This is a genomic window from uncultured Eubacterium sp. (assembly GCF_945980375.1).
GTDB lineage: Bacteria > Bacillota > Clostridia > Oscillospirales > Acutalibacteraceae > Eubacterium_R.
In genome coordinates, this window is sequence record NZ_CAMFQO010000007.1 from 45,899 (window position 1) to 61,378 (window position 15,480).

The following is a 15,480-nucleotide window of genomic DNA, read 5'->3' on the forward strand; positions in this document are numbered from 1 at the left end:
TTACTCCTCATCACTAAGCTCTTTAATCTTGTCACGAAGGAATGCGGCATGCTCAAATTCAAGCATTCTTGCGGCCTCCTTCATTTCACGCGTGAGCTTGTCAATTAATACTCTGCGTTCCTTTGCAGTCATTCGTCTATTCTTATCGTCAAGCACGTCCTTTGATGTAATTTCAATAACATCACGAACATCCTTTTTAATTGTCCTCGGAATAATATTATGCTCCGAATTGTACTGCTCTTGTATTTTTCTTCTTCTTTCGGTTTCGGTAATAGCTCTTTCCATAGAGGGAGTAACGCTGTCTGCATACATTATTACCTCACCGTTTTCATTTCGAGCAGCACGGCCGATAGTCTGAACAAGTGAGGTTTCGGAACGAAGAAATCCCTCTTTATCGGCATCAAGAATTGCAACAAGCGATACCTCGGGAATATCAAGTCCCTCACGCAAAAGGTTAATACCAACCAACACATCAAAATTACCGAGACGCAAATCACGAATAATCTCCATTCTTTCAATGGTATCAACATCGTGATGCATATATCTTACCTTAACATCAAAGCCTTCAAGATAAGCAGTTAAATCCTCTGCCATTTTCTTTGTAAGAGTGGTTACAAGCACCCTTTCACCACGAGATGTTCTAATGTTAATTTCAGACAATAGGTCGTCCATTTGGTCATCTGTAGGCTTAACCGTGATAACCGGGTCAAGCAAGCCTGTCGGCCTGATAACCTGCTCAACTATTTGAGTTGATACATTCTTTTCAAAATCACCCGGAGTTGCAGAGGTAAATATTACCTGATTAATTTTTCCGTAAAACTCATCAAACTTTAACGGTCTGTTGTCATATGCAGACGGCAATCTAAAGCCGTAATCAATAAGACTTTGCTTTCTTGAGCGGTCTCCGCCGAACATCCCCCTGACCTGCGGAAGCATAACATGGCTTTCATCAACAAACAAAAGAAAATCATCGGGAAAATAATCAATAAGAGTAAACGGGGCCTCACCGGGCTTGCGATCGCTCATTATTCTTGAATAGTTTTCTATGCCCTTACAAAAGCCTGTTTCCTCAAGCATTTCAATATCGTTCATTGTGCGCTCCTTTATACGCTGTGCCTCAAGGAGCTTTCCGTTTTCTTCAAAATAAGCAACACGTTCAACCATTTCATCATATATCTGCTTGAGAGCCTTTTTAAGCTTTTCCGGTCCAACAACATAATGAGATGCAGGGTAGATAACACAAGAGCTTAACACGCCCTCAACCTTACCTGTTAAGGGGTTAATTTCGCATATCCTGTCTATTTCATCACCAAAGAATTCAACTCTGACCGCACTGCCGCTGCTGCCTGCCGGATATATCTCTACCGTATCACCACGTACTCTGAATTTGTTACGAACAAAGTTTATATCATTTCGTTCGTATTGAATTTCAACAAGCTTGTGTATTAATTCATCTCTGTCCTTTTGCATACCGGGGCGCAGAGAAACAACCATCTTTTTATAGTCAAGAGGGTCACCGATAGAATATATACACGATACGGAAGTAACAATAATAACATCACGCCGCTCTGACAACGCCGCAGTTGCACTGTGGCGAAGCTTGTCTATTTCATCATTAATAGAGCTGTCCTTTTCGATATAGGTATCGGTTGTAGGCACATATGCCTCCGGCTGATAGTAATCATAATAGGACACAAAGTATTCAACGGCATTATCGGGAAAAAACTCCTTAAACTCGGAGCACAGCTGTGCCGCAAGAGTTTTGTTATGAGCAAGCACAAGTGTGGGCTTATTCACTCTTTCAATGATATTTGCCATTGTAAAGGTTTTACCCGAACCGGTAACACCCATAAGAGTCTGCTCCCTATCACCATGCAAAACGCCTTCGACAAGGGCATCAATGGCTTGAGGTTGGTCGCCTGTCGGCTTAAATTTACTAACTAATTTGAACTTATCCATATGCAAATCTTTTCCTAAAAAACAATAATCAATATATTATACAACAAATGTACGGGATTATCAAGTGTTGCTTACTGTGAAATACTGCTATTTTTATAAAAAAGTATATTGTATAAAGATATATTTTTTGCTATAATATAATTTATAAAAAAATCTTTACTAAAAGGGTGATATATATGGCAAACAAACAAATTCTGTTTTGCGGAACAAACGAGGAGTTTTTATCTCCGGAGTGCATCAAGGATGCAGATGACGGCAACAGAGGTGTTGCATTCCGTATTCCAAGCTTAGTTAACGCAGGAGGTACACTTGTTGCTGCAATTGACAATGCATATGTACCTACAGATTGGGGTTACATAGAAATAGGAATAAGAACAAGCAACGATGACGGAAAAACATGGACACCGCTAAAATCCATTGCTACTCCGCCTGCAAGAGTAATTAACAGCGACAAGGAAAACACCGCTACTGCCTTTTACATTGACCCATGTATGACAGTTGCTCCAAACGGCGATATAGTTATGCTTGTAACCTACTATCCTGAATCAAAGGGATTGTTCAATAAAAAGATGATGGATAAAGGTAAGCTTGCCTATGCAAGCTTTGACGGACAGACTGTACCCCTTATTTATGACAGGGACGGAAGCTTTTACTATGTGCTAAACAATGGTAAGGTGCTTGACAAAAACAAAAAGTCAACACCGTACACAGTTAATTTTACCGACGGTGAGCTTTACAAGGACAGCGAATATGTAGGCAACATCTTCCTTAACGGTGCCAAGGGCAAGGCTGTTGACGGCAATGCCAAAACCACCTACGGTGCACCGCTTAAGGCAGTTAAGCGAAACTATGTATTTATGCTTAAAAGCTCTGACAAGGGCAAAACATGGTCAAAGCCGGTTGACATCACAGGCAGTATTCTCAATCAAAAGAAGGACGGATTTTTCCTCGGCGTTGCACCCGGCAGTGCATTAACCACCAAAAACGGAAGAATGTTATTCCCTCTTTATACACTCAACGGTACCGTATGTGTATATTCCGATGACAACGGCGAAACATGGAGAAGAAACGAAAATATAACCTTCACGCCAAACATTGACGAGTGGACATTGGCAGAAGGTCCCGAGGGAGTATTGTACTCATTTTCAAGGGCAAAGGGCTACAAAAAAACTCCTGCCGCAATTTCTCGCGACAACGGTATTACCTGGGAAAAGACAAAGAAGGCACCGTTCAAGGCTCCTAAATGCCAAAAGAACTGTCTTGTTATAGGTGACAGAATATTTGTATCTCATCCGTCCAAAAAAGGCAGACACGACGGCGTTATCTCCGTAGGTACATTTGACTACGACAAAAAAGGCAAATGCAAAGGCATCAAGTGGTCTAAGGACGATATAAAAATTAACGAAGGCTTTTATGCATACAGCTGTATGACAAGGATTAACGACAACACTATCGGTGTACTGTACGAGGATCAGCCAAGCTCACACATTGCATTTGAAACCTTTAATGTATAAAAAAGGAGAATCAACGCATTATGGCTGACAAGCTATATAAAAACAAAAAACATCTGACATCATTTCAGCTAATAATATTTGGATTTGCAGGTGTTATTCTGCTTGGGGCATTTTTGCTGATGCTACCAATCTCCTCGGCTCAAAAAGTTGTAACTCCTTTTAATGAAGCTTTGTTCACATCAACATCGGCAGTATGTGTTACAGGTCTTGTTGTACATGATACCGGTAGCTATTGGTCTGTATTCGGTCAGGCAATTATACTTGTTTTGATACAAATCGGCGGACTTGGAGTAGTAACGGTTGCGGCTTCGTTTGCAATGCTTGCCGGCAGAAGAATATCCCTTTTACAAAGAAGCACAATGCAGGATGCAATTTCTGCCCCAAAGGTTGGCGGTATTGTTAAGCTGACAAGATTTATTCTTTTCGGAACATTCATTGTTGAGAGTATAGGCGCCATATCACTGATGCCTGTATTCTGCAAGCAATTCGGGCCGAAAGGAATTTGGCTTTCCGTGTTCCATTCCATATCAGCCTTTTGTAATGCTGGCTTTGATATTTTGGGCACTGAACAAAGCCCATATCAATCCTTTACAGGCTTTAACACAAATCCTCTGCTTAACATTGTTATCATGCTTTTAATAATAATCGGAGGTATTGGTTTTTTAACCTGGGATGATATTTGTACTAAGAAGCTTAGGATAAAAAAATACAGAATGCAAAGCAAGATTATTCTTGTTACATCTGCGATATTAATTATCCTTCCGGCTATATATTTTTATTTCTTTGATTTCAACGATGTAAGTGCCGAAAAAAAGGTTTTTCTTGCAATGTTTCAATCAGTTACCACAAGAACTGCCGGCTTCAACACAGCTGATTTAACCGCTATGTCAAAGCCCTCTCAGGCAATTATGATTGCTCTTATGCTTATCGGCGGTTCTCCGGGCTCAACTGCCGGCGGACTTAAAACAACAACAATAGCTGTGCTGATATTAAACGCAATAGCAACCTTTAGGCGACGCGAGGATGTTACTGCTTTTGGAAGAAGATTTGACAATTCTGCGGTTAAAAATGCGTCAACAATCGCAATAATGTATTTTGTATTATTCTATTTCGGCGGAATTGCAATAAGTACAATAGAGAAAATACCTCTTGCCGATTGCTTGTTTGAATCAGCCTCTGCAATCGGTACAGTCGGCTTATCACTTGGGCTAACTCCTACACTCCATCCTGCGTCACAGGGTATTATTATTGTACTTATGTTCCTTGGCAGAGTGGGAGGCTTAACACTTATTTATGCCGCACTTTCAGGTACTAAAAAAATTAATGCAAAGCTACCGCTTGATAAAATTACAGTAGGATAACGCACACTAAAGGAGAACAAAATGAAAAGTGTACTATTAATTGGATTAGGCTTATTCGGCAAGCATATAGCAACCGAGCTTAACAGACTCGATCACGAGATTATGGCTGTTGATCAAAACGAGGACAGGGTTAACGAGGTTTTACCGATTGTTACAAGTGCTCAAATCGGAGACAGCACAAATGTTGATTTCCTAAAATCATTGGGCATCAAAAATTTTGATGTATGTATTGTAGCAATGTCGGGCAATTTCCAAAACTCACTTGAAACCACATCGCTACTAAAGGAGCTCGGTGCAAGCTGTGTTGTATCTGCCGCAAAACGAGATGTGCAGGAAAAATTCTTGCTCCGTAACGGTGCCGACGAGGTTGTATATCCCGAAAAGCAAATGGCAAGATGGACGGCTATGCGATACACGGCAGACCATATTCTTGATTTTATTGAGATTGATGATGAGCACGCAATTTTCGAAATCCAGATGCCGAAAGAATGGAACGGCAAAACAATCGGCCAGCTTGATGTCAGAAAAAAATACAACATCAATATTTTGGCAATCAAGGAAAATGGCAGAATGAATATGTCAATATCACCTGACACATATCTTTCTGCAAGCAAAAGCTTACTTGTTCTCGGTGATTACAAATCATTGCACAAATGCTTTCATATATAAAACACCAAAGCGGGCTGAAGGAATTTTCAACCCGCTTTTATTAAAGAAAAAAGACGGTAAAAACCGTCTTTTTTGGCGGAGAGCAAGGGATTCGAACCCTCGGATACCTTTGAAAGCATCACACGATTTCCAATCGTGCTCCTTCGGCCAGCTCGGACAACTCTCCAAATAATTACCTGCATATTATAACCTATAAAAATATAAATTGCAAGTAAAAAATTAATATGTTATAATGTTTTTGATAAAATACATTTTGGGAGGATGTTTTTATGAAAAACAAAAAATCAACAATACTGTTTATAGTTTTTTCCGTAATAATATTCATTGCAAGTGCGACAACTACAGGAGTTGCAATTAAGGCAGGCAACGATTACAAGGGTGCCGCAGCAGCGATAGAATTATATAAAAATTCTGAGTTTAATTTTGGACCTGCTAACCTAACTGCTCAAACAGATTCTGCAAGAGAAAACGCAGAGCAGTATAAAAAGACCTTCAAGAAATTCTTTGCAATTTCCCTTTTGCTGTATCTTGCATTAATCGTTATGCTTGTATTGATATACATTAACACCGTTAGCCTAACAGTATTCGAACATAATTAGGTTTATATTAACAAATTTACGATTATACTGCGTTAATTTTTAATTGAATACGCAAGTATGCAATTAAAAATATGCCTTGTCTAATTAAAAATTTGTTTAATATAAACTGCTACGCACCTAAAGTGAGTTAGTTTGTGTAGCTGTCGTCATTTCTTTGACGAAGTTATACTGCCGTATATCAAGGCAAAAAATGGCGACAGATACCATAATTACCTTACTTTAGGCTATTAGGTTCGGATGCTATTAGGCTAAGGCAACTGAATTGGAAGAAGAAACAAAAAAGCAGGAATAACCGCACATAATGTAAAAGGCAGTTCAACCGAACTGCCTTTTTTATTATACTTAATTAAATTGCAGACAAAAGCTTTGGAAGCCTTGCGATTGTTCCGCCGAGAGTCCAGAATATCTTGCTGAAGCCAACGAATGATGATTGGTCATCGTTGAGCATCATAATCAAGCCCTCTGCCTGCTGTTCGCTGAATGCACCCATAGACATTTGAACAAAGTTACGGATAGGAATTTGTGTTGCCATAGCGGCAAGCATCTTGCCGTCACCGTTTTCTGCAGAGCCGAGGTTTACCATAACCTTATTGATAAGGTTGCAAAGCCTACCGCCCCACTTTGTATGTCTTGCGTCATTAAGACAGCAGTACTTATCAATCTTCTTTGTTGTATCAATTTGAGGGTTTGGAAGCTCGCCGTAAACTGCGGCAAAATCATCACGGGTGATGCCTGCAACATTATTGTAATAAGCAGGAGCTGTTGTGCGATAATCAGGGATTTCACAAGCAGGAGCCTCAACATTAACAGTAGCAGTAAGCTTAATATCTCTTGAAGAAGCAGCTACCATAATATCAAAGTCACCTGACTCAACACACCAATCGCCGATTTTAACATTATAGAAAGCAAATGCTCTCTTTGAAAGCTCAACAGATACTTCCTTTTCCTCACCAGCATTAAGGAATACCTTTTTGTATCCCTTAAGCTCCTTAACAGGACGATAAATTGTTGATTCCTTATCGGCAACATATACCTGTGCAATTTCCGCACCGGCAAGGCTACCTGTATTCTTAACCTTAAATGATACTGTGAGTGTGTCTGTATCCTTGATAGAATCAGCTGAAAGCTTGATGTCGCTATACTCGAATGTTGTGTATGACAAGCCGTAGCCGAATGGGAATACAACATCCTCATTGGCAGCGTCATAATATCTGTAGCCGATATAAACGCTTTCCTTATGCTCTGATGTAACAGGACCGCCCGGATAATTGCCAAATGTTGGATTTGCCTCAAATGATACAGGATAGGTTTCGGATGTTTTGCCTGATGGGTTAACCTTTCCTGTAAGGATATTTGCAACAGCAGCACCGCCTGCCTGACCGCCGAGACCTGAATTAAGAAGGCCCTTAACCTCTGCAAGCCACGGCATAAGAACAACAGAACCACCTGCAAGAACAACTACCGTATTTGGATTTGCAGCTGCTACATCGGAAATAAGCTTGTTATGATTTGGAGGCATATTGATAGTTTCTCTATCGTATCCCTCGCCCTCAAAATCTTCTGTAAGGCCTGCAAATACAACAGCAACATCGGCGTTCTTTGCAGCCTCTACTGCCTCGGCAGTAAGCTGAGCCTCTGTCATTCTTGTCTTTTGCTCTTTCTTTGAACCTGCTGACTTATAATAGCCCTGTGCATAGGTAACATCTACGCCGAGAGCAACAAGCTCGTCATACGCATTTGAAAGCATTGTAGGATTGATAACGGATGATCCTGCGCCCTGGAAGCGAGGAGCCTTTGCCATCTCACCGATAACTGCAACCTTTTGACCTGCCTGAAGAGGAAGAATGTTATCGTCATTTTTAAGAAGAACCATTGAGCCTTCTGCAATCTTCTGTGCAATCTTGTGGTGAGCCTTTTTGTCATATGTATGTGTTTTTTCAAGAGCAGGCTTTGATTTCAAAATGAGGTCTACAACTGCGTCAACTCTTTCGTCCAAAATTGCTTCGTCAAGAGTTCCGTCCTTTACGGCTGCAACAATCTTTTGAGCATTAAGCTTGCCTGATGTAGGCATTTCAAGGTCTGTACCTGCCTTAACACCGTCAACTCTGTCAACAGATGCGCCCCAGTCTGTTACTATCAAGCCATCAAAGCCCCATTCCTTACGGAGAACCTGTTGCTGCATCCACTCATTTTGTGATGCATAAACACCGTTAATACGGTTGTATGAATTCATAATAGTCCAAGGCTGTGCCTCTTTAACAGCAATCTCAAATGCAGGAAAATAAATCTCACGCATTGTACGTTCATCAATAACCTCGTTAAGAACCATACGGAATGCTTCCTGTGAATTGCAGGCAAAGTGTTTAAGTGATGTGCCTACGCCCTTTGACTGAACACCGTTGATAACAGCGGCTGAGCATTTACCTGCAAGAAGCGGATCCTCTGAAAAATATTCAAAGTTTCTGCCACAGGTAGGAGAACGCTTAATATTTGTACCGGGGCCGAGAATAACCGATACCTTTTCCTTAAGACATTCCTCGCCCATTGCAACACCTTCCTCAAAAAGAAGCTCATCATCCCAAGAGCAAGATGAGGTTGCTGCCGGAGGGAAGCAGGTTGTAGGTACTGAGTTGCCCAAGCCGATACCACCGCCCGAGTTCTTTGCTTCGCCTTCTTCAGGGACATAATCCTTGCCCTTTGCCTTACGCAAGCCGTGAGGTCCGTCGGTAATGCAAATCTTCGGAAGACCAAGCTCAGGTGCTTCCTCAAGATGCCAATAATCATAACCGGAAACAAATGTAGCCTTTTGCTCAAGGCTCATCTTTCCGACAATTTCAGAGTGTTTCATAAAAAACTCCTTTCAAATATATAAATTTACTAAAACATTATACAATAAAAATAAACATTTGTCACTAACTTTTGGTAATTTTTTTAGAATTTAATACAACAAAAACAAAAAGCTCCAGAAAGCAGGAGCTTAAAGTATGTTATTTTGATGTTTACCTACCGTTATCAAATGAACGGCAAACAAATTCAGCACCGAGAGACTCGGCAATTTTTCTTGATTTTTCTATATTTTCCTCGCCTATAACATCAACCACGCTCATACGAACATGCGGACAAAACCTTGCACATTGCTTTGTAAACTCAAGCATAGCAGGAAAAGCCTTTGTAGGATAAATGTTTCTTGTAACCTTATCATAGCTATCGGAATCGGGGTCATTGAGGGATACAGATACAACATCAAACGCCTTGCCGATTTCCTGAGCAGTGCTTCTGTCGTTAATCAAATCTGACAGTCCGTTGGTATTCAATCTAATCTTAATGCTTGGATTGATTTCTCTTAAATGCTTTGCAGTAGCAAGCAAGACATCAAGTCTTTCGGTGGGCTCACCGTATCCGCAAAATACAACGGAATCAACATTCTCAAATCCATAATCATCAACAGCCTTAATTATTTCGTCAAGGCTTGGCTCGTTGCCGTAAAACCAAAGGTTTTCCGCCTCGCCTACTGCATTGCCCTGCGAACGAATACAAAAGGTACAACGGCACGGACATTTGTTGGTAATATTGATATATGTTCCACCACAGAGTGTATAAATTATATCTGCCATAGTGTTATATTTCTCCTTGAAATCCGGTTTTATATATTATATAATAATTCTGTCATTTTTCATATAGGCAAAATTTATAATATTTTAGGGTACAGTTATGAAAAAATATATGGAAATATACAATTACTATAAGGACTTGATTGTGTCAAATCAGCTAAAGGCAGGTGACAGACTGCCGTCAGTTAGGCAGGCATCAAAGCTTTTGCCTGTCAGCAAAACAACAATACAAAACGCCTACTTTGAATTACAGGCAGACGGATATGTTATTTCAAGTCCGAAAAGCGGATACTATGTCACAGAGCAGAGCTCTGCTCCCCTATCTAAAAAAACACGAAGCAAACCAATAAGCAATATAAAATACGACCTAAAAAGCGGAGATGCCGATGAGGAAAGCTTTGACCTTAAGCTTTGGCAAAGGTATATAAAAAGTGCATTAAGGCAACAGGACAGGCTGTTATCATACGGTGATGTTCAGGGCGAGGAGGATTTAAGAGAGGCACTGTCCGACTATATAAGAACAAAAAGAAATGTATCTGCCTCACCCGACAGAATTGTTGTCGGCGCCGGGGTTCAATCGCTTTTGCATATTCTGTGTGCTTTGACGAAAGACAGAAAGACCGTTTCTTTTCCCGACAAAAGCTTTGTTCAGGGCATAGGAATATTCAACGATTACGGATATGATGTAAAAACAAAAGACAAGGACGCTGATATAATTTATGTATCGCCGTCGCATATGACATCATACGGAAATGTAATGCCGATTAAAAGACGGCTTGAGCTTGTAAATTACAGTAAGGAGCACGGCAGCCTCGTATTTGAAGACGACTTTGACAGCGACTTTTTGTATCAGGCAAAGCCAACGCCGTCGCTTTATGCTTTGTCGAGCTCACAAAATGTTATCTATATGGGCAGCTTTTCAAATGTGCTTATTCCCGGAATCAGAATAAGCTTTATGGTACTGACAGAGGAGCTTGCAGGAAAATTTGAAATGCAAAGACACAGATTTGCCCAGGCAGCAAGCAAAACAGAGCAAATAGCACTTTGTCAATACATCCGTGACGGACACATAAATTCACAGGCAAGAAAAATCAGGAGGCACTATACAACAAAAGCAAAAAGGCTGTGTGACGAGCTTTCGTCAGCCTTGCCAAATGCTAATGTAGAATTGAGTGAAAACGGCTTACAAGTGAAAATTCAGCTTGACTTTATCATAGATGCAGATGTATTTGAAAAACACGGAATAAGTGTAAACATTATAAATATCGATAACAAAAAAGCAAAGATAACACTTACTCCATCAGCTGTTAAAGCCGAGGATATACCAAAGGCGGTTGAAATACTAAAGTCAATACTTACGCAATAATTTTTAGAACTTTTGTATTATAAGTACTATTTTAAGTACCATAAAGAGCAAGGCTATTGTATTAATATCTCCTATGAATTACAATGTGGTTGTAAAGAAAATTCAAAGGAGAATTATTATGAAAATTAAAGAAATACTCAAAGGAATTATTATTTCAATTATTACATTGGCAGTAGGATATGCGGCAATGGCTATCCCCTTCAACCTGTTTTTGTCAGTATCAAAGGACGGACAAAGAATATTCTTTTTGATTGAATTGATCGTATACTTTGTTGTCGGTTGTATATTTTTGCTTATTCAGGACAAAAAGGAAAAGCAGGCAGAAAAGGAAAAGGAACGTCACAGGCTTCGCGAAGAAAAAATAAAGGATGTTCAGGAAAACTGGTATAACATAGCGGCATAAAGAAAATACTCAAAGGCATCAGCCTTTGAGTTAGACTGTCGATAAAGTGGGCTGAAACACGCCATATAAATTTAATAAACCGATTTGAGCCTCTCTTGTGTAAAGGGAGGTGGGTGCGATTTATCGCACTCGGAGGGATTGTAAAAGCGGCTTAGACATCGAATCTAAGCCGCTTTTGGCGTTTTTCGCCTTTTGCTCGGTCGAGGTACCCTCGTACATCTTCCCTCGCAAAAGGCGAAATTCAGCACCATTTCTCAACAGTCTACCAGCGTGTCGAAATTTATAATTTGATTTTTTCGACACGCTGACTCAAAGGCATTAGCCTTTGAGTATTTTTTTATGTGATTTCTTTTTCATAACATCAATCCACAAATTATGGCTGAACAGTAGTAATATGGGGAAAATCTCGAGCCTGCCTGCAAGCATATCAAAAATAAATACATACTTTGACAAATCGCTGAATTGACTGAAATTTCTTGACGGACCGACAAGAGATAAGCCGGGACCGATATTGTTCATCGTAGCGGCAACCGCCGAAAAGTTTGTTGCCAAGTCATAATTCTCTGCAGAAATAATAAGCAGGCTTGTAATAAAAATCAAAGAGAATGTCATAAAGAAAACGTTTGTTGACCTTATAACTTCGTGTTCAACAGGCTTTCCATCAAGCCTCACCTTTTTTACGGTTTTAGGATGAATGTATGACTGAACCTCTTTTTTTATTGTTTTCAGCAATAAAACAATACGCGAAACCTTAATTCCACCTCCCGTGCTTCCTGCACATGCACCTATAAACATAAGAAGAACAAGGATCGTTTTGGAAAGCGACGGCCATAAATCAAAGTCAACAGTTGTATATCCTGTGGTTGTAATTATTGATGCAACCTGAAATGCAGAATGAGTTAACGTGTCGCTAACGCTGTTGTACATATGATAAGTATTAAAGCTGATTACTGTTATTGCGCTGACGATAACGAGAAGATATACCCTTACCTCTTCCATTTTTACAGCCTTGCCGAAATGCTTAAACAGAACAAAATAGTAAAAGTTAAAGTTTACGCCAAACAAAACCATAAACACAGTAATAACCCACTGAATATATGGTGAGTAGCTTGCCATGGAATCGCCCTTTATTCCAAATCCACCTGTACCTGCAGTGCCGAGAGCAGCCGTTACAGCGTCAAATATCGGCATTTTGCCTGCAACAAGAAAAATTATTTCAAGCACAGTAAGAGCAAAATACAACAAATAAAGCATACGAGCCGTGTATCGCATTTTTGGAACAAGCTTACCCACAGACGGACCGGGGCTTTCCGCCTTCAAAAGATTTACATTTGAACCGCCGGAAATTTTAACAACAGTAAGAATGAATACAAGCACACCCATGCCGCCAATCCAATGTGTAAAGCTACGCCAAAACAACGATGCATGTGACAGCGACTCAACATCATTAAGTATACTTGCTCCGGTGGTAGTAAAGCCTGATACGGTTTCAAAAAGAGCATCGGTAAAACGAGGTATCTCACCTGTCAAATAAAACGGTACAGCACCGAAAAGCGAAAGAAAAATCCAACTTAATGCAGTAGCTATACAGCCCTCCTTGAGATAAAAGACATTGTTTGTATTCTTTTTTGCAACCATAACTGCACCGATAAGCAGTGTGATCACTGACCATATAAGGTAAATCTTGTATTCCTTTTCGGAATATATCAAGCCTACCATACACGGCAGGAGTAGCAATAACCCCTCGAGCACAAGCACATAGCCAAGAATTTTTCTGATAATTGAACTATTCATATATTACAATCCTAATCGAGAATATTACTGATGTCATTGAAGCCTGTATGAGTTGTAACAATCATTACACTGTCACCCGGCAAAATACAATCCTGACCGGTTGGAATAATGATTTTTCCCTGACGTGAAATAAAGCAAATAAGCAAATTATCCTTGAGCTTTAGCTTCATAATAGGGACATTTGTAACTCTTGATTCCCTGTCAATCTTAAACTCGACAGCCTCTACCCTATGGTCAAACAGATGATACAGGGTTTCAACGTTAGAGCCCTTTGAGGCTTTTTTTGCTCTGACATAAGCAATAATAGCCTCCGGTGTAATGTATCGAGGATAGACAACCGAGCCGATGTCAAGGTTATCAATAGCTTCCTTAAACTTAATCTTGTTAATTTTTGTTACAAGCTTTGCATTTGAAAAGTTCTTGGCATGAACGGCAAGAAGGATATTCTCCTCATCCGAGCCTGTGAGGGTAACAAACGACTCAACAGTAGGAAGTCCTTCTTCATTTAACAGATCCTCATCGGCAGCATTGCCGTTGATAACATCAACCTTTGGCAAAAGTGCAGCAAGCTCCTCGCATCGTTCCTTGTCCTTTTCAATAATTGTAACATCAATACCGTTGTCGCACAAACGCTTTGCAAGATAATAACCGGCTTCACCGCCGCCGATTATCATAGTATTTTTTACCTTATTGGACTTAAAGCCTATGTGCTTAAAAAATTCGGATACTCTCTTTGAAGGAGCAACAAATGAAATTGCATCCCCTGCCTTTAGCTCAAAGTCACCGGTAGGAATGTAAATCTGCTTTTCTCTTTCAACTGCGCAAACAAGAACATCATTAGTGCTTTTTCCGAGCTGTGCAATAGTCATTCCGTCAAGAATATTTCCGTAAGGAATTCTTATCTTAACAAGCTCCGCCTTGCCGTGAGCAAAGGCAGACACCTCAAGCGCTGTCGGCAGGCAAAGTATTCTGTAAATTTCACGTGATGTTTCGTATTCGGGATTGATAATCATAGCAAGACCGAGACGCTCCTTGATATGATTAAGCTCGTGAGAATAATCGGGATTACGCACCTTGGCAATGGTTGCACAATCACCGACTCTTGACGCAACAATACAACAAAGAAGATTTAACTCATCGGAGTTAGTAACAGCGATAAGCAAATCTGCGTCAAGTATGCCTGCCTCCTTTTGTATGCTGAAGGAAGCGCCGTTGCCAACAATACCCATTACATCATATGCACTTGTAATTTTTTGAATTTTTTGAGCAGATGTATCAATAACGGTTATGTCGTGATTTTCTATCGACAGCTGTTCGACAAGAGCAGTACCTACAACACCGCAGCCGATAATTATTATTTTTAAGCCACTTATCGAAACAAGCTCCTCTTTAATTCTTTTTCCTAACAAATTCATTCCATCACCTAAAGACGTAACCACCTACATAATTACGCCGTCCTTAAAGATTGAAATATCTCGGTAATTATTTATTTCATTTTTTGAATTAAGCCTTTGTTGTTGAGCCGAAGCCGCCGTCGCGAATACCGTCAGCATTGTCAGAGACAGTAATACCGAACTGAGTGAATATGCCCTGCGAAAATCCATCACCGGCAGGAACCGTAACACTGTGTCCGTCATCGTGAGCAGTACACGAAAGCTTAATCATAATATGTCCCTCATTGGAGGAATTGTAATAATCTGCATCAATAATGCCAACAGTATTATCAAGCCCTACTCTGTGCTTAAAGCCAAGCCCCGAGCGAGGAAAAATACTAAGCACCCAGCCGTCATCAATTTTTGCTCTTATGCCTGTCGGAATTAAAGTCGACTTTCCTGTTTTGATTGTAACATCGGCAGGAGCAAAAAAGTCATATCCTGCAGAGCCTACGGTTGCACGGGTAGGAAGCTTAATGCTATCATAAACAGACTTTACATCCTGTGTATCGGGAAAAGCCTTAATCCAATCCTTCGTAAACTGCTCAAGGCTTACCTTTTCAAATTCAGCAATTCTTTTCATATAATTCCCATAGCCTTTCCGGCTACAATAGTTTATAAAAAAATTCTACGCCTTACTGTAGCCGGATAAGGCGTATAATGGGAATTTAGCCATCTCAAAATTATGCCACAGGCAAATTTTGAGGGCAATACAATCGAATTAGTGTGATTTTTCACACTAATTCCTAGCCTTTCCGGCTACAATTAGTA

12 protein-coding genes and 1 tRNA gene are annotated in these 15,480 nt (G+C 40.2%); 6 read left to right on the plus strand and 7 right to left on the minus strand.

All coding sequences use genetic code 11. The features are described from left to right. Nucleotides 1-1,959 carry an excinuclease ABC subunit UvrB gene (gene uvrB / locus Q0P34_RS03660; RefSeq protein WP_294953031.1) on the minus strand — a complete coding sequence of 653 codons (1,959 nt, stop codon included), beginning with the start codon at nt 1,957-1,959 and terminating at the stop codon, nt 1-3. A gap of 176 nt (nt 1,960-2,135) precedes the next feature. Between uvrB and Q0P34_RS03665 the strand changes: the two genes are divergently transcribed. Genes Q0P34_RS03665 through Q0P34_RS03675 form a run of 3 tightly spaced genes read left to right on the plus strand, consistent with a single transcriptional unit; the run spans nt 2,136 to nt 5,503 of the window. Then, on the plus strand, nt 2,136-3,473 hold the full coding sequence (locus Q0P34_RS03665; protein WP_294953034.1) for a sialidase family protein: 1,338 nt from the start codon (nt 2,136-2,138) through the stop codon (nt 3,471-3,473). Nucleotides 3,474-3,493: 20 nt separating this feature from the next. Further along, nucleotides 3,494-4,834: a potassium transporter TrkG gene (locus Q0P34_RS03670; protein WP_294953036.1), complete on the plus strand. Its 1,341-nt coding sequence runs from the start codon at nt 3,494-3,496 to the stop codon at nt 4,832-4,834. 21 nt (nt 4,835-4,855) lie between these two features. Beyond that, nucleotides 4,856-5,503: a TrkA family potassium uptake protein gene (locus Q0P34_RS03675; RefSeq protein WP_294953039.1), complete on the plus strand. Its 648-nt coding sequence runs from the start codon at nt 4,856-4,858 to the stop codon at nt 5,501-5,503. A 73-nt stretch (nt 5,504-5,576) separates the two neighbouring features. On the opposite strand, the gene Q0P34_RS03680 is transcribed toward Q0P34_RS03675, so the two are convergent. Then, nucleotides 5,577-5,669 (minus strand) — tRNA-Ser (locus Q0P34_RS03680). Between the two features lie 103 nt (nt 5,670-5,772). On the opposite strand from Q0P34_RS03680, the gene Q0P34_RS03685 reads away from it, so the two are divergent. After that, complete coding sequence (locus Q0P34_RS03685; RefSeq protein ID WP_294953042.1) at nt 5,773-6,102, plus strand: hypothetical protein; 330 nt, start codon at nt 5,773-5,775, stop codon at nt 6,100-6,102. Between the two features lie 346 nt (nt 6,103-6,448). On the opposite strand, the gene Q0P34_RS03690 is transcribed toward Q0P34_RS03685, so the two are convergent. Then, nucleotides 6,449-8,950, minus strand: coding sequence for a glycoside hydrolase family 3 C-terminal domain-containing protein (locus Q0P34_RS03690; protein WP_294953044.1), 2,502 nt, complete (start codon nt 8,948-8,950; stop codon nt 6,449-6,451). Nucleotides 8,951-9,101: 151 nt separating this feature from the next. Next, nucleotides 9,102-9,716 carry a TatD family nuclease-associated radical SAM protein gene (locus tag Q0P34_RS03695; protein WP_294953047.1) on the minus strand — a complete coding sequence of 205 codons (615 nt, stop codon included), beginning with the start codon at nt 9,714-9,716 and terminating at the stop codon, nt 9,102-9,104. Nucleotides 9,717-9,825: 109 nt separating this feature from the next. On the opposite strand from Q0P34_RS03695, the gene Q0P34_RS03700 reads away from it, so the two are divergent. Together Q0P34_RS03700 and Q0P34_RS03705 are read left to right on the plus strand one after the other, a co-directional pair. Next, complete coding sequence (locus tag Q0P34_RS03700; protein ID WP_294953050.1) at nt 9,826-11,079, plus strand: PLP-dependent aminotransferase family protein; 1,254 nt, start codon at nt 9,826-9,828, stop codon at nt 11,077-11,079. 118 nt (nt 11,080-11,197) lie between these two features. Further along, nucleotides 11,198-11,482: a hypothetical protein gene (locus Q0P34_RS03705; RefSeq protein WP_294953052.1), complete on the plus strand. Its 285-nt coding sequence runs from the start codon at nt 11,198-11,200 to the stop codon at nt 11,480-11,482. A gap of 318 nt (nt 11,483-11,800) precedes the next feature. Here the strand turns inward: Q0P34_RS03705 and Q0P34_RS03710 are convergent, their stop codons facing one another. The 3 genes from Q0P34_RS03710 to Q0P34_RS03720 all read right to left on the minus strand — a co-directional run bounded on the left by Q0P34_RS03710 (nt 11,801) and on the right by Q0P34_RS03720 (nt 15,292). After that, entirely contained in the window at nt 11,801-13,276 is a 1,476-nt protein-coding gene (locus tag Q0P34_RS03710; RefSeq protein ID WP_294953055.1) for a TrkH family potassium uptake protein, read from the minus strand. Nucleotides 13,277-13,287: 11 nt separating this feature from the next. Beyond that, the gene (gene trkA, locus Q0P34_RS03715; RefSeq protein ID WP_294953058.1) at nt 13,288-14,691 is read right to left on the minus strand and encodes a Trk system potassium transporter TrkA; all 1,404 of its coding nucleotides are present in this window, start codon (nt 14,689-14,691) and stop codon (nt 13,288-13,290) included. Between the two features lie 88 nt (nt 14,692-14,779). Then, nucleotides 14,780-15,292 carry a deoxyuridine 5'-triphosphate nucleotidohydrolase gene (locus Q0P34_RS03720; protein ID WP_294953060.1) on the minus strand — a complete coding sequence of 171 codons (513 nt, stop codon included), beginning with the start codon at nt 15,290-15,292 and terminating at the stop codon, nt 14,780-14,782. Nucleotides 15,293-15,480 lie beyond the last annotated feature (188 nt).

What these genes read in the sequence shown, in the direction of transcription:
- uvrB (WP_294953031.1), bottom strand. Translation starts at nt 1,959, where the DNA reads ATGGATAAGTTCAAATTAGTTAGTAAATTTAAGCCGACAGGCGACCAA.
- Q0P34_RS03665 (WP_294953034.1), top strand. Translation starts at nt 2,136, where the DNA reads ATGGCAAACAAACAAATTCTGTTTTGCGGAACAAACGAGGAGTTTTTA.
- Q0P34_RS03670 (WP_294953036.1), top strand. Translation starts at nt 3,494, where the DNA reads ATGGCTGACAAGCTATATAAAAACAAAAAACATCTGACATCATTTCAG.
- Q0P34_RS03675 (WP_294953039.1), top strand. Translation starts at nt 4,856, where the DNA reads ATGAAAAGTGTACTATTAATTGGATTAGGCTTATTCGGCAAGCATATA.
- Q0P34_RS03685 (WP_294953042.1), top strand. Translation starts at nt 5,773, where the DNA reads ATGAAAAACAAAAAATCAACAATACTGTTTATAGTTTTTTCCGTAATA.
- Q0P34_RS03690 (WP_294953044.1), bottom strand. Translation starts at nt 8,950, where the DNA reads ATGAAACACTCTGAAATTGTCGGAAAGATGAGCCTTGAGCAAAAGGCT.
- Q0P34_RS03695 (WP_294953047.1), bottom strand. Translation starts at nt 9,716, where the DNA reads ATGGCAGATATAATTTATACACTCTGTGGTGGAACATATATCAATATT.
- Q0P34_RS03700 (WP_294953050.1), top strand. Translation starts at nt 9,826, where the DNA reads ATGGAAATATACAATTACTATAAGGACTTGATTGTGTCAAATCAGCTA.
- Q0P34_RS03705 (WP_294953052.1), top strand. Translation starts at nt 11,198, where the DNA reads ATGAAAATTAAAGAAATACTCAAAGGAATTATTATTTCAATTATTACA.
- Q0P34_RS03710 (WP_294953055.1), bottom strand. Translation starts at nt 13,276, where the DNA reads ATGAATAGTTCAATTATCAGAAAAATTCTTGGCTATGTGCTTGTGCTC.
- trkA (WP_294953058.1), bottom strand. Translation starts at nt 14,691, where the DNA reads ATGAATTTGTTAGGAAAAAGAATTAAAGAGGAGCTTGTTTCGATAAGT.
- Q0P34_RS03720 (WP_294953060.1), bottom strand. Translation starts at nt 15,292, where the DNA reads ATGAAAAGAATTGCTGAATTTGAAAAGGTAAGCCTTGAGCAGTTTACG.